The 13,784-nt window shown below is 53.1% G+C and carries 13 protein-coding genes; all 13 read left to right on the top strand.

Translation table 11 applies throughout. From position 1 onward, the window contains the following. Nucleotides 1-109 precede the first annotated feature (109 nt). The 13 genes from LHL18_RS11060 to LHL18_RS11000 all read left to right on the top strand — a co-directional run bounded on the left by LHL18_RS11060 (nucleotide 110) and on the right by LHL18_RS11000 (nucleotide 13,780). Nucleotides 110-610 (top strand): CinA family protein, encoded by a 501-nt coding sequence (locus LHL18_RS11060; protein ID WP_226767124.1) that lies wholly within the window; start codon nucleotides 110-112, stop codon nucleotides 608-610. 62 nt (nucleotides 611-672) lie between these two features. Then, a complete protein-coding gene (gene recA, locus LHL18_RS11055; RefSeq protein WP_134056771.1) occupies nucleotides 673-1,716 on the top strand; it encodes a recombinase RecA in 1,044 nt (347 codons plus the stop codon). 158 nt (nucleotides 1,717-1,874) lie between these two features. Next, complete coding sequence (locus tag LHL18_RS11050) at nucleotides 1,875-4,481, top strand: HzsA-related protein (protein ID WP_226767123.1); 2,607 nt, start codon at nucleotides 1,875-1,877, stop codon at nucleotides 4,479-4,481. Between the two features lie 3 nt (nucleotides 4,482-4,484). Further along, nucleotides 4,485-5,204 carry an SH3 domain-containing protein gene (locus LHL18_RS11045; RefSeq protein ID WP_226767122.1) on the top strand — a complete coding sequence of 240 codons (720 nt, stop codon included), beginning with the start codon at nucleotides 4,485-4,487 and terminating at the stop codon, nucleotides 5,202-5,204. Beyond that, on the top strand, nucleotides 5,174-5,788 hold the full coding sequence (locus tag LHL18_RS11040; protein ID WP_226767121.1) for an outer membrane beta-barrel domain-containing protein: 615 nt from the start codon (nucleotides 5,174-5,176) through the stop codon (nucleotides 5,786-5,788). Before LHL18_RS11045 ends, LHL18_RS11040 begins: the two co-directional genes overlap by 31 nt. Nucleotides 5,789-5,825: 37 nt before the next feature. Further along, the gene (locus LHL18_RS11035) at nucleotides 5,826-6,308 is read left to right on the top strand and encodes a TlpA family protein disulfide reductase (RefSeq protein WP_134056562.1); all 483 of its coding nucleotides are present in this window, start codon (nucleotides 5,826-5,828) and stop codon (nucleotides 6,306-6,308) included. Then, nucleotides 6,301-6,525 carry a DUF4266 domain-containing protein gene (locus LHL18_RS11030; RefSeq protein ID WP_226767120.1) on the top strand — a complete coding sequence of 75 codons (225 nt, stop codon included), beginning with the start codon at nucleotides 6,301-6,303 and terminating at the stop codon, nucleotides 6,523-6,525. Before LHL18_RS11035 ends, LHL18_RS11030 begins: the two co-directional genes overlap by 8 nt. Next, nucleotides 6,512-7,645: a DUF3570 domain-containing protein gene (locus tag LHL18_RS11025; protein ID WP_226767119.1), complete on the top strand. Its 1,134-nt coding sequence runs from the start codon at nucleotides 6,512-6,514 to the stop codon at nucleotides 7,643-7,645. The genes LHL18_RS11030 and LHL18_RS11025 overlap by 14 nt, the downstream gene beginning before the upstream one ends. Before the next feature lie 12 nt (nucleotides 7,646-7,657). Continuing rightward, complete coding sequence (locus LHL18_RS11020) at nucleotides 7,658-8,167, top strand: AraC family transcriptional regulator (protein WP_226767118.1); 510 nt, start codon at nucleotides 7,658-7,660, stop codon at nucleotides 8,165-8,167. Then, nucleotides 8,152-10,035 carry a coiled-coil domain-containing protein gene (locus tag LHL18_RS11015; RefSeq protein WP_226767117.1) on the top strand — a complete coding sequence of 628 codons (1,884 nt, stop codon included), beginning with the start codon at nucleotides 8,152-8,154 and terminating at the stop codon, nucleotides 10,033-10,035. The genes LHL18_RS11020 and LHL18_RS11015 overlap by 16 nt, the downstream gene beginning before the upstream one ends. Further along, nucleotides 10,032-12,878, top strand: coding sequence for a tetratricopeptide repeat protein (locus tag LHL18_RS11010; RefSeq protein ID WP_226767116.1), 2,847 nt, complete (start codon nucleotides 10,032-10,034; stop codon nucleotides 12,876-12,878). The genes LHL18_RS11015 and LHL18_RS11010 overlap by 4 nt, the downstream gene beginning before the upstream one ends. Beyond that, on the top strand, nucleotides 12,868-13,491 hold the full coding sequence (locus LHL18_RS11005; protein WP_226767115.1) for a tetratricopeptide repeat protein: 624 nt from the start codon (nucleotides 12,868-12,870) through the stop codon (nucleotides 13,489-13,491). The genes LHL18_RS11010 and LHL18_RS11005 overlap by 11 nt, the downstream gene beginning before the upstream one ends. After that, nucleotides 13,472-13,780, top strand: a complete 309-nt coding sequence (locus LHL18_RS11000) for a hypothetical protein (RefSeq protein WP_134056548.1) — start codon at nucleotides 13,472-13,474, stop codon at nucleotides 13,778-13,780. The genes LHL18_RS11005 and LHL18_RS11000 overlap by 20 nt, the downstream gene beginning before the upstream one ends. Nucleotides 13,781-13,784 lie beyond the last annotated feature (4 nt).

Here is a 13,784-nt window from a genome sequence, read left to right as displayed (position 1 = left end):
GCTGCGTAGGTCGTACGAACAGGGTGCTGCCAAAGCTGGCAGTTGCCTCTTGCCCCGCTTTCATCTCTGACGGCATAATGGGTGCTGTGTATTTTCTGTTGGATAATATATGACGGTCGCAGCAGACAGCCTGCAGCTGGCGACAGAACTGGGCCAGCTACTGTTACAAAAAAAGTGGAGCATTACGACGGCGGAGTCCTGTACCGGTGGTGGTATAGGGTACTGGTTAACCGCTGTGCCGGGTAGCTCTGCCTATGTTGACCGTGGTTTTATTACCTATAGCAACAAAGCCAAACAGCAGTTACTTGCAGTGCGTAGTGCAACATTATTGCAGTTTGGCGCCGTTAGCGAAGAAACCGTACGTGAAATGGCGCAGGGGGCAGCCAAGGCGGCCGCAGCGGATGTTGCCATTGCCGTGTCTGGCATTGCCGGGCCTGATGGCGGTTCCGCCTATAAGCCGGTAGGCACTGTCTGTTTTGGTTTTTACCTGGCCGGCCACGTTGCCAGCAGCCACCTGGTGTTCGCCGGCGACCGGCAGCAAGTACGCCAGCAAGCCATCAATTTTGCGCTTAAACAAAGCATCGAGCTGTTGACAGCCTTATCAAACTAGACTACTGTACGAGCATACAGTGTTAATTGTCCGGCAAGCCCGGCTCAACCATGGATATTAAAATGGACGATAACAAACAAAAAGCGCTCGCAGCCGCCTTAGGTCAGATTGAACGTCAATTCGGTAAAGGCTCTATTATGCGTCTGGGCGACAGTACAGCGCTGGACATTGAGGCGGTATCAACCGGCTCACTGGGTCTGGATATCGCTCTGGGTATTGGCGGTTTGCCTTATGGCCGGATTGTCGAAATTTATGGTCCTGAATCTTCAGGTAAGACTACTTTAACACTGCAGGTTATAGCCGAAGCGCAGCGTGCCGGTAAAACCTGTGCCTTTATCGATGCGGAGCACGCATTGGATCCGGTGTATGCGAAAAAGCTGGGTGTCAATGTCGATGCGTTACTGGTATCGCAGCCAGACACCGGCGAGCAGGCGCTTGAAATCTGCGACATGTTGGTGCGTTCAGCTGCAGTAGACGTGGTGATTGTCGATTCGGTAGCCGCATTAACACCTAAAGCCGAAATTGAAGGCGACATGGGCGACAGCCACATGGGCTTACAGGCCCGTTTGATGTCGCAGGCGCTGCGTAAGTTAACGGCTAACATTAAGCGCTCTAACACCTTGTGTATTTTCATTAACCAGATCCGGATGAAGATTGGTGTTATGTTCGGTAACCCGGAAACGACTACCGGTGGTAATGCGTTAAAGTTCTATGCGTCAGTGCGTTTAGATATACGTCGTATCGGTTCTGTAAAAGAAGGCGATGAAATTACCGGTAATGAAACCCGGGTTAAAGTGGTTAAGAACAAAGTTGCACCGCCGTTTAAACAAGCTGAGTTTATTATCCAGTATGGCGCGGGCATTAATAAGCTGGGCGAGCTGATTGATTTAGGTGTCGCACAAGGCCTGGTAGATAAGGCCGGTGCCTGGTATGCCTATCAGGGTAATAAGATTGGTCAGGGTAAAGCGAATGCAATGAAATTCTTGCAGGATAACCAGACCATTTCAGATGAAATCGAAAAAGAACTGCGTAGCCGCTTACTGCTGAAACCGGGTGAAAAGCCGATAGAAGAAAGTGTTCCTGAGGCATTTGAAGCCGATTTATAAAAACTGTTCATCTGACGTTAATAAAGCCAGCTTATGCTGGCTTTTTTGTTAGAAATTTTCACTTGCTCTGTTGTTAAGCCAGCGCTAAGCTGAGACTTCGCCTTTACGGCAGCTCCCTTAACGCAACATGCAGTAATTGGTAGCCGGTACCTATAATAATGATAATAATAACAAGGCTTTGCCTTATCACTGCAGCAGCTTTGCTGGTTGCCTGTGACGCTGATATCAGTGTTCGCGACGAACCGACCGACCCGGTAGTGCAGGAAATCGCCCTGGCTTTTGTAGAACGCCCGCTTTTATTACCCGACGATAGTGCTTATCAAACCCGTCTGACCGACCCTGCAGCTTTTAACCCCGGTGCCCGTTTAATACTAAAACAAAATGCATTTGCTGAGTCGGCAGAAACTGATCTCACTGCCGCCTTGTTTGATGAAGACAGCCTGTATGACGTTAAAGACCTGGTGGCGTCGCCTGATGGCTTAACCTTATTATTTGCCCTGCGCGCGCCGCAGTTGGCTAATGTAGCAGAGGAGCTGCAACCTAAGTGGGATCTGTGGCGTTACGATGTGCTCAGTAAAACCGTCAGCCCACTGATAAGTGATGCGCAGTTAGCACAGCGTGGCCATGATATCAGCCCGGCATTTTTACCGGATGGCCGCATTATTTTCAGCTCCAGCCGTCAAACCACGTCACGCCAGATTCTGTTAGATGAATTTAAACCGCAATACACCGCGGTTGATGAAGACTTAAACTCGCCCGCATTTAACCTGCACGTGATGAACAGTGACGGCACGGATATCACTCAGCTCAGTTTCAATTTGAGTCATGATCTTTATCCGGTAGTGCTGGATAACGGCTATGTGTTGTACAGTCGCTGGGATAATCAGAGTGATCGTTCGATGTTTAACTGGTATCAAATGCGACCAGATGGTTCAGAAAACCAGCTGGTGTATGGTTGGCACTCGCACCAGAGTGGCATTGATGCGTCAAGGGTGGAATTTACCAAAGCGGTTGTGCTGGACGATGGCGCTGTGTCGCTGGCGCTGAGCAGCGTCGATGCGCCTTACTATAACAGCTGGCCACAGCGGGTCGCCTTGGCATTAGCCAGCGACAATCAGCAACCGCTGGCGGGTGAAGTATTGAATATGCCAGCTCAAACGCCACTGTTTCCGTGGGCGTTTGACAACAGCAACCAGCCACAGCGGGCCGGTGCGATAAACAGTTATGCCGCACTGAAAGACGGTACCGGCCGCTATCTGGTTAGTTGGTCACCGTGCCGCGTGGTGCAACAGCAAATTGTACTCAGTTGTGCTCAGGCAGAGCCGGATAACGACTCGGAACTGGCAGCCCCCCTGTACGGGCTGTGGTTATTTGATACCCAAAAGCAAACTCAGGTGCCAGTGCGGCCGGGACAGGAAGGCCTGTTGGTTACTGAACCTGTGGTGTTACAGCCTTATACCGAGCCTGCTTTTATCCCGCAAAACCCTGAACTTAACGCTGAGCTTGCGGCTGAAAATGCTGCAGTGCTGGATATTCGCAGCGTGTATGATTTTGCCGGCAGCAGCAATGTTAATTTGGCCGCGTTGGCGGACCCGATGCAAACTACTGCAGCGGACAGACCTGCGCGTTATCTGCGGCTGGTGCGGGGTGTACCACAGCCGCCGGAAGAGGTTATCGACGTGCCCGGGTTTGCTTTCGGGGTAAGTGCACGGCAGTTGATGAGAGAGATCCTCGGCACTGTTGCCATTGAACCCGATGGGTCGGTACGGGTTAAAGTGCCGGCCAATGTGCCTTTTAACCTGGCGCTACTGAATGCGCAGGGGCAGGCAATATCGCCGCTACATCAGCAGTGGATCACGCTGCGGCCTGGCGAAACCCGCAGTTGTAACGGTTGCCATAGCGCGCAAAGCACAGCACCGCATGGCCGGCTGGCAGGCGAGGCCGCAAGCATCAACCCTGGCCTGAGCAGTGATGGCCGGTTCCCTAACACCAATCCGCAGTTACTGGCGCAGGCCGGTGAGACTATGGCGCAAACGGCTGCCCGCATCAACGGTACTCCTGAGCTTAATGAAGCCCTGCATTACTTAGACATTTGGACTGATCCTTCTCTGCGTACGCCTGATGCCGAGCAGTTAACCAGTTTTAACAGCCTTACAACCCCTCTACCGGCTGGTGTTGAATGTTTTAGCCAATGGCTGGCCAGTTGCCGTATCCGTATTGATTATCCCAGCCATATCCAGCCGCTGTGGACTATGGAGCGGCGTCAGCTTGACCCGGTTAGCGGCGACGTATTGCAGGATAATACCTGTGTTAGCTGTCATAGCCGCACCGATGCGGCAGGCAATGCCCGTGTGCCGGTTGCTCAGCTCGAACTGGATGCAGAGCCTTCCGATTTGGAGCCGGCTCAGTATCGTAGTTATCGTGAATTGCTAAGCGGCGACAATGAACAGGAGCTCATCGGCGGCGTGCTGGTTGACCGGCAGGTTCAGGCAACAGACGCTGATGGCAACCCGGTGTTTGTAACCGACGAAAACGGTGACTTAGTGCTGGACGATGACGGTAATCCGATCCCAGTGCTGGTGCCGGTAGCGGTACCTGGCAGTATGCGCGCGGGTAATGCGGCGGGCAGTGCATTTTTCAGCGTATTCAGCGCCGGCGCAACACATCAGGGCTATTTATCTTCGGCAGAGCTTAAGCTAATTGCCGACTGGCTTGATATTGGTGCCCAGTATTACAACTCACCTTTTGTGGTGCCGGAGCAGTAGACGATGAGATACCTGCTACTGTGTTTATGTCTTATAACCTGGCCGCTGCTGGCAGAGCCAGTAGCCGTCAAAGTCAGTGGTGATTTCGTTAATCTGCACTCTGGTGCAGGGCGCGGCTACCCGGTGCTGCAGGTTGCCTTAAAAGGCGAGCAGCTAACGCTACTGACACGGCGCACCGATTGGGTGCAGGTAGAGTTTAAGCAGCAAAAATACTGGCTGGCGCGTGCTGATCTGACACAGCTAATGACATTACAGCAACAGACATTTTCGCTCAGTGATGATCGGTTGGCGGCATATGAGCAACGGTCGCTGGAAGCCGGTCTGCTGCTGGGCGATTTCAACGGCAGTAGTTTATACCAGCTGTCCGTGGCTTATAACTTTACCCCCTACATACAAACTGAACTGGCAATAGGCCAGGCCAATGGCGATCAGGCCGATAACCTGTCGGCTGAGCTCAGTGTTTATCTGAGCCCTATGCCGCATTGGCGTATATCGCCATATTTTGGTATCGGCGGTGGCGTGCTGCGTACCACACCAAGGACGATACTGGTACAAACCCAGGATCGTAACAATAGTCTTGCCAGTATGGAGCTTGGGCTACGCTATTACCTGAGCCGGAATTTTATTGCCAGAGCCGGTTACCGGCGTAGCGTAATTGTGACTGACCGAAATGATAATGAAGAGATCGATACATGGAAACTTGGCTTCAGCGTATTTTTTTAGCTCTGAGTTTAGCCTCCGCAGCGGCAGCTGCGCAGCAGGTTGAACCTGATATTCCGCGAGAAGTGGTCACGGAGGATTTACTGGACAGTGAGAATTGGCTGTTCAGCGCCCAAGTTGGTGTATTGGGTATCGAAGATTTTGGCAGTAGTGCGCTGGCGGCAATACAGCTGACATATCACATCAATGAGGATTTTTATCTGGCAGCCGATTACGCCATGGCAAAAGCCGGCCGAACGTCATTTGAAGAGTTAAGTGGCGCTGCGCCCCTTTTAACCGACAGTGAGCGTGAGTGGCGTTATTACGGCGGCCAGCTTGGTTATATGCTGTTACCAGGCGAAGTGTTTCTTAGCCGGGATTATGCGATGAACAGTGGTTTATCGGTATTTGCCGGTGCCGGTACCGTAGATTTTGCCGGTGATAACGTATTTGCACTGCAGTTTGGCAGTCAGTTCAGACTGTACGCTACTGACTGGCTGGCAGTAGAGCTGACTTTCAGCGACTACGTGTTTGAAACGACGATACTGGCACGCAGCAAAACAACGCACAACCTGGCATTGGCGCTGGGCGTAGCGGTGTACTTTTAGCTGCAGCTAGTCAGCATCAGGTAGTAAAGAGGTAAGCATGAAACGATTTATTCAATACAGCGCGCTGGCTCTAGCTTTGGCAATCAATGGCGTTGCGGCAGCAGAGCAAGCACCGGATTTTACGCTGAAAGCCCTTGATGGCACCAACCTGCGGCTGGCTGAACAACGCGGCGACATTATGCTGATTAACTTCTGGGCCAGCTGGTGTGGCCCCTGTATTCAGGAAATGCCGCAGCTGGATAAATTGGCGCAAAAGTATCAGCCGCTCGGTGTGCAGGTATGGGGCGTCAATGTAGAAAGCGACAGCAGTGCAGCTAAAGCGTATCTGAATAAGGTTAGTGTCGGTTTTCCTATTTTGCTGGATCAGGACAACGCAGTGTCCAAAGCCTATCAGGTTGAAGCTATGCCAACCACAGTGATCCTGGATAAAGACGGCCAGGTGCGCAGTGTGCACCGGGGTTACAAACCTGGCGTTGAGAAAAAATATGAAGAAGATATTAAAGGCCTGCTGCGTGAGTAGGCCCTGGCTGATTATCAGTGCGCTACTGGTTATGCTGTCAGGCTGTACAACGGTTCAGCCCTGGGTTAAGCCGTACGAGCGCGACAAGCTGGCCGATCCTATTATGGCGTTTGGCCGTCATCCGGTGGCGCAGCAGCATATAGCGCATGTGCGCGATTCGCGTGAGGCCGCCAAAGGCGCAAATGGTAGCGGGGGCGGTGGTTGTGGCTGTAATTAAACTACTGATATCGCTACTGCTTATCTGTGGTGCTGCGGCGCAAGCGGCAATACTGCCACAGGACAGGGCTGATCTGATGTACCACTCCTATCAGGGCGGCGGTGTGTCTATTGACGGCCCGGCCGTGATGCTGCGGAAAAAAGCCGGTCAGTCGGTATCAGTTTCAGCCTACTACTATGTTGATACGGTATCCGGTGCTTCAGTTGATGTGCAGGCAACAGCATCAGCCTACAGCGAAACCCGGCAGGAAAAGCGGCTGGGGGTCGATTATCTGGCCGGTAACAGTATTCTCAGCGCGAACTATGCGCAAAGTGACGAAGATGACTACAACGCCAAATCAATAAGCTTTGCCATTTCCCACGATACCTTCGGCGGCATGACGACACTGAGCCTGGAAGCCGGGCTTGGCGATGATGAAGTTGGCCGTAACGGCGACGACAGCTTCAGTGAAAGCGTAAAACGTTACAACTACAAACTCGGCTGGACGCAGGTGCTGAGCAGTAGCTGGATAGCCGCGCTTAATATGCAGGTTGACCTGGATGAAGGTTTTTTGAATAACCCTTATCGCAGCGTGCGTTACCGCGACACCAGCGATCCCAGAGGGTATGCCTACCAGCGTGAGGTTTACCCCGATACCCGTAATGCCTTCGCAGTGTCGCTGGTGAATAAAGTGTACTTGCCTTACCGTGCCGCGCTCAGTTTTAACCTGCGGCATTACCAGGACAGCTGGGATATCCGCGCGCTGGACGCCGAAGTGGAGTATGTGCACCCGTTGACACAGCACTGGACGCTGGAAGGCAAACTGCGTTGGTATAGCCAGGGCCAGGCCGATTTTTACCGCGACTTATTTGATTTTGCCAGCCAGCAGAATTTTATGGCGCGCGATAAAGAGTTAAGCGAGTTTAACAATCTGACGCTAGGTATCGGCGCCAGTTACGCTCTACCGGTTTGGAGCTTCTGGCCAGAAGCGACACCGGAGCTGACGCTGCAGTGGGATCATATTCGTTTTAATTACAAAAACTTTCGTAATGTCACAGTAACAGATGCAGAGGCCGGATTGGAGCCACTGTACCGGCTGGATGCCAATGTGATACGGGCGTTTTTCAGCCTTTACTTTTAGCGGGGCGTCATCATGAGAGTGCTATTGTGCAGCGTGTTAATGTGGTTTAGTTTACTGGCCAGTGCTGAAACAGCACCGGTCAGCGATCAGCTGGAGCAGTTAAAGCAGCAGGTTATTCAGCTTAACCGCGAGCTGTTTTTGTTAGAAGAAGAATTATTGTTTCCACCGCAAACCCAGCTGGCGGTGTTTTTATCAGCGGATACCGGGCAGTTTTTTCAGCTCGATAGTGTAGAACTTATTCTGAATGATAAACCGGTTGGGGCGCACTTATACACTGCGCAGCAGTGGGATGCGCTAAAGCGCGGTGCTATTCAGCCGTTGTACAAAGGCAATGTGAAAGCTGGCGAGCACAATCTTACCGCTGTGTTTGTTGGTAAAGGGCCCGACAACCGTGATTATCGCCGCGCAGTGAATTATCGTTTTGCCAAAGCTGACGATGCCGTGTTGCTGGAGCTGCAAATTAACGATCGCAGCAGCGATTACCAACCCGATTTTGTTGTGCAGCCATGGTCAAACGACTGAGTTGCGCATTGCTGTTGCTGCTGCCACTACTGGTTCAGGCGGCAGCTTCTGCGCAGGCTGCAGCGACACCGGCAACCATAGCCGAGAAGCACTATCGTCAGGCGGCCTGGGCGTTTTATTTACAGCAGCCGGCACAAGCGCTGGAAACGCTGCAACTGGCACCGCAGCATGACGCCAGAACCCGCTTACTGGAAGCCGGTTTATATTTACAGCTGAGTATGCCGCAGCATGCTATCGCGCTGATTGATACGCTGCTAAGCGACACCGCGGCCAGCCCAGGTGCCTTGCCGCAAGCGCTGAAAAATGTCGCGCTGCTGCAGTTTGCCCGTTATCAGTTAGAGCAAGGCAACAAAACACCGGCCAGAGACTATCTTAAGCAGGTACAGATCACCGACGATAATGCCTGGTTAGGCCAGCAATTGCTGTTGGAGCAACTGATCAACTGGCCCGATATTACACTGCCGCCGGCACCTGAGTTTGAACGCTTGCGTCATCAGCCTGAAATGCCTTATATCATTAGCAATCAGGCGCTGGTGCTGGCGCAGACTGATCATTCTGACACTGCGCTTGATTGGCTGGCGCAAATCCGGCAGCAGCTAAAAACCAGTGAAGGACAGGGCTTCTGGCAGTTGTTGTTCAGTGGCCAGTGGCACTTGCTAAGTGAGCCGGACGGTTTTATTTACCCAAGTGCTGAGCACGAAGCTCTGTCTGATTACGTCGCGCTGACACAGGCTCAGCTGCATATTCAGCGTCAGGAATTTGCTGCAGCCGATGCCATTTTGAGTAACTTTGCCGCTGACAGCGTGCTAAACCGCAATGCATTGCAGCTGTACAGCCATATTCTGACCGAACAGCGGCATGTGCCGGCATTGCTGGCGGTATTGCAGCAACAGATCCGGCTGCAGCCGTTCAGTCACACGGCCTGGCTGGCGGCAACCCGTATCGGCGAGCAACTGGAGCGCGTATTGCAGGTTGATGATGCACTCGGGGCGTACCGCTGGGCTGATCAATACTACGTCCAGCAAGCGCAGCAGATGCAACAACAGGCCCGTCCGGTCGAGGTTGGGCAGTTGCAGCAGGGCTTGTCGGCCTGGCAGCAATTACAAATTAGCAATGACAGTCAGTTATTTCACTTGCAGCAGGATATTCTCTCTGTGCAGCAACATTTAACTGCCGCTGCACAGCGCCAACTGCGCCTGGCACAATTGCAGGATGTGACAAACCTGAAGCTGACACAGCAACGGCAATTGCTCAGTAGCCGCCTGCCACAGCTGCGTCAGCAGCGCGATGCGTTACAGCAACAATTTAGCCAGCTGCAACAGCAGATCAGTGCAGCCGAGCAGCAACCCATGCCGTTGTCACTATGGCAAGGCAAACCCTATCAGCAACTGCAACGATTAGACCGTGCTGAGCAGCGGCTGGCAGTGCTGCAGCAGCATCAGCAACCGCTGCAGAATTACCCGCAAAGGCTCAACCGCCTGCGCGGCCTATTGCAGTGGCAGTACAGTAATAGTGCTGCAGAGCGGCGCTGGCAGCGGCAAAAACAACTGCAGCAAACAGCCGGTGTACTTGAACAACTGGAGTTGCAAATGGCCGCACTGGCGCGGCAGGGAAATAAAACGGAGCGGCTGCAACAGGTGCAGCAGCGTCTTACCCAGTTGAGTAACCATCAGCAACAGCTGAATCTGGCGTTGTTGAGTAAGCAGCAGCAATTACTGGCTGAGCTGAATCAGCAATTGCAGCAACGGCTGCAGCAGCAACTGGCAACTCTTAATGACTTACAGCGGCACAATAAAGAATCGATGGCGCGGGTGATGGAACGCGTATTGCTCAGCAGTGGCACTGACAACAGTGGGGCCGGCTTATGAGGTTAACCGTCATTGAGCGTTATCCGCTGACGACACTGGCGCTGTGTTGTGCTGTGTTATTGTCTGGCTGCAGTGTCGCGCCCGACAATATCAAGCGGCCGCGGCTGGCCGATTTACCGGCGTTTGACCGCAGTATGTTGCTGACACCGCCTGAGGTAAATGAACAGCAACTCGACTTACTGTATCAGCAAATCCTGACATTACAGCCAGCACCACAGACGCGGCAGAAAATTCTGTACCGGTTGTCGCAAATGCACACCCGCCAGCTGGAGCAGCAAGAGTTGCCGCCTGCCCAAGAACGCGAGGCATTGCAGCAGCTAATAGCACGTTACCAGCAACTGCTTGCGGATTATCCGGCCGATCCGAATAACGAGCTTATCCGCTACCAACTGGCGCGCAGCTATGATCTGCTAGGGCAGCAGCAAGCTTGTCTAGAACAGCTGGATGCCTTTTTGCAGCGGTATCCACAGTCGGATTTGGCGGCCGAAGTCTGGTTTCGTAAAGCCGATATTCACTACGCGCTGAGCCAGTATCAGCAGGCGTTGCAGGCGTATCTGGCCGTGCTTGGCAATAATGACGCCTCGCTTGAGCTACATGCCCGCTATATGGCGGGCTGGAGCTATTTTAAGCTGCAAGAATTTGAGCAGGCAGATGAGCAGTTTTTGCGGGTACTGGATCACAGTTACACTGAGTTACTGCTGACTGAGCAACAACAGCCGCAGCAAAGTTTGCGCGATGAAGTCCTGCAAACCTTGAGTATTTCACTGAGTTATCAGGAGCAGGGCCACAGTTTACAGGCATTGCTGGCACGGGTACCTTACCCACCGGGGCAGCGGCCGTTAGTAATGGTGGCGCAGCTGTATCAGCGACTGGCTGATTTTCTGGCAGAGAAAAAATTGCTTGCGGCCAGCCTGGAAACCTATCAACTGTTTATTAGTCAGTACCCTGATACGCTGCTCGCAGCACAGTTTCAGTTAAAGCTTATCCGCCATTACCTGGACGATGCTGATGCCACTCAAGCGTTAGCGGCACAGCAGCGCTACATTGAATTGTTTGGCCCGGGCAGCTTATTCTGGCAGCGGGCAACTGTAACTGAGCTGGCCGAAACCACACCGCCGCTGTTGCAATACCTGGACTATTTTGCCCGTAACCGCTATGCCAGTGCGTTAACATTAAGTGGGCAGGCGCGGCAGCAGGCGTTCGCCGACGCAGTGCCTTTGTGGCAAAAAATGCTGGCAGTGCTGGACGAGCCGCTATTACAAAAACAGCAGGCAGCCGGGGATTATTCTGCTGCTGATATCCGCTATTTGCTGGCAGAGTCTTATGCCGGTGCCACCTTACAGGAAGATGCGCTGGCGCTTTACACCCAACTTGGCTTTACAGCAACAGAGCCCGGTACGTTATTTACTGCGCAGGACGCGGCCTACAAAGCCTTGCTGCTCAGTGAGAAGCTGGCACAGCAACATGCCAGCACAGCACAGCGCCACTGGCAGCTACAAACTGAGTTTGTCAACGTGCACAGGTCACATCCGGCGGCGCAACAGGTCGCGTTGCAACAGCTACAGCAGCGTTATAGCGAGCAGGATTACTATGGCGTCATTCAGCACAGCAATGCTGTTACAGACTGGCCTCTGCCAGCACAGAGCCAGAGTGCACTGGTACAGGAAGCGCAATTTCTGCATAGCCAGAGTGAGCTGGCATTGCAGCAGTATGCTGCTGCTGAGCACAGTATCAGCGCTTTGCTGAGTCAAGGTGCAGCTGATCTCAGTGCCGACAGGCGTAAATTGCTGACTGAGCAACTGGCGTCGAGTATTTATCAGCAGGCCCAGCAGCCCGATGCACCGCTTGCAGCGGTACAGCAGCATCTGCAGCGGTTACTCTCTGTGTTACCGGATTCAGCGTACCACGAGGCTGCAGCTTATCAGCAAGTTGAGATGGCACGCAGCGCCGGTGACTACGCTGCAGCAATAAGCTTACTGACCACCTTTTTGCAGCGTTATCCGGATACTGAAAGAACAAGCACCGCTAAAGCACAACTGCTCGACAGTTATGAACAGGCACAGCAGTGGGATAAAGCCGCCGCTGAACTGGCCAGAGTAGCCGCAGAAAGTAACGATCCAGAGCAGCAGCGCGAAGCGCTGTATTTATCAGCACAATATTATCAGCGCAGTGGTGACAATGCCCGGGCACTGGATAGCTGGCGCAGCTATGCCAACCGCTATCCGCAGCCGCACCTGCTGGCGCAGGAGGCGCGGTTGCAATTAGTTGAGCTGTATCAACTGCAGCAGGATCTGTACCGGCAGAATTTCTGGCGCGACAAAATTGCGGTATTCGAACAGAGAAACGCGGCGCAGGGGAATGAACGCAGCCGTTATCTGGCGGCACAGGCACTGCTCGAGCTTGGGCGGCATGAAAGTGGCTTGTTCGCACAGGTAAAGCTGAGCCACCCGCTGAAGCAAAGTCTGCAGAAAAAACGCCAGCATATGAGTGCAGCGATAAAGCACTACGAGCAAAGTATGCAATACGGCATTGCCACTATGTTAACCGAAGCCCAGTTTCACGTTGGTGAGTTATATCAGCAAATGGCGGCTGCGCTGCTAGCATCAGACCGGCCCAAAGGCTTGGATGAGCTGGCGCTGGAAGAGTATGAGCTGCTGCTGCAGGAACAGGCTTATCCGTTTGAAGAACAAGCGATTGCCATATATCAGCAAAATAGTCGTTTAACCCAGCAGCAGGTGTGGGATCAGTGGGTACAGCAGAGCTTTCAGCGGCTGGCGACACTGCTGCCTGCCCGGTTTGATAAAACAGAAGCCTATAGTGGGGTAGCAGAAGATGCATATTAGGGCTCTGCTTTGTAGCGCAGTATTGCTGGGGTTGAGCGCTTGCAGCCAGCTACCTGCCCCCAGTGTGTCAGTGCCCCTAACTGCTCAACAGCAGGCAGCACCAGTACCAGCATCACTGAGTGATATTGAGCAACAACAATTTCAACAGGCCAAAGCCCTGTTACAGGCTGAGGACTACGCCGCTGCGGTTGCAGTTTTGCAGCAACTGGCAGAGGCTGTGCCTGCAGCGCCTGGGGTAGGTTATAACCTGGCGCTGGCGCAATGGCACAGTGGTAATCTGGAGGCGGCACAGCAACGCCTGCTGCAGGTGGTCGGTGTGGCGCCGGATTACACTGCTGCGCATAATTTACTCGGTGTACTGGCGCGGCAACAGGGCAATTTTCGTCAGGCCGAGCGTCACTTTCAACGTGCGCTGCAAGCTGATGCCAGCTACGCCATAGCACATAAAAACCTGGCTTTTTTATACGAGCTGTATCTGGGCGAGCTGTTACAGGCGCATTACCACTATAAGCAGTACTACCAGTTGACTGCGGATGAACAGGCTAAAGGTTGGCTGGTACTGCTTGAACAACAACTGACACAGGAAGAAAAGCATGAGCAAACTGATTTATAACACTTTGTTGCTCAGTATCAGCCTGTTCGCTGTGCTGGCCGCGGCGCAGCAGCCGGCCAGGGTACAGGTTGAAAGCACCATCCGTGGTAACCAGGAACAGCCTAAAACCATTTATGTGCTGCCCTGGCAAAGCCCGGTCAGTGTGATCCGGATACCCGGGCAGCCGCTGCCGCAACAGCAGCTGGGTGTGTCACCGCTGGACCGGCAGCAGTTTTTACGTTTTATCGCCATTGAGCAAAGCACTTCAGCATCGCTGACGTCAGAGAAAGTTAACCCAAAAAAGCAATAAGAGG

It is taken from the genome of Rheinheimera aquimaris (assembly GCF_020531985.1).
GTDB classification, from domain to species: Bacteria; Pseudomonadota; Gammaproteobacteria; order Enterobacterales; family Alteromonadaceae; genus Alishewanella; species Alishewanella aquimaris.
The sequence above is the reverse complement of the archived record's forward strand: the minus strand, read 5'-3'. Positions and strand labels throughout refer to the sequence as shown.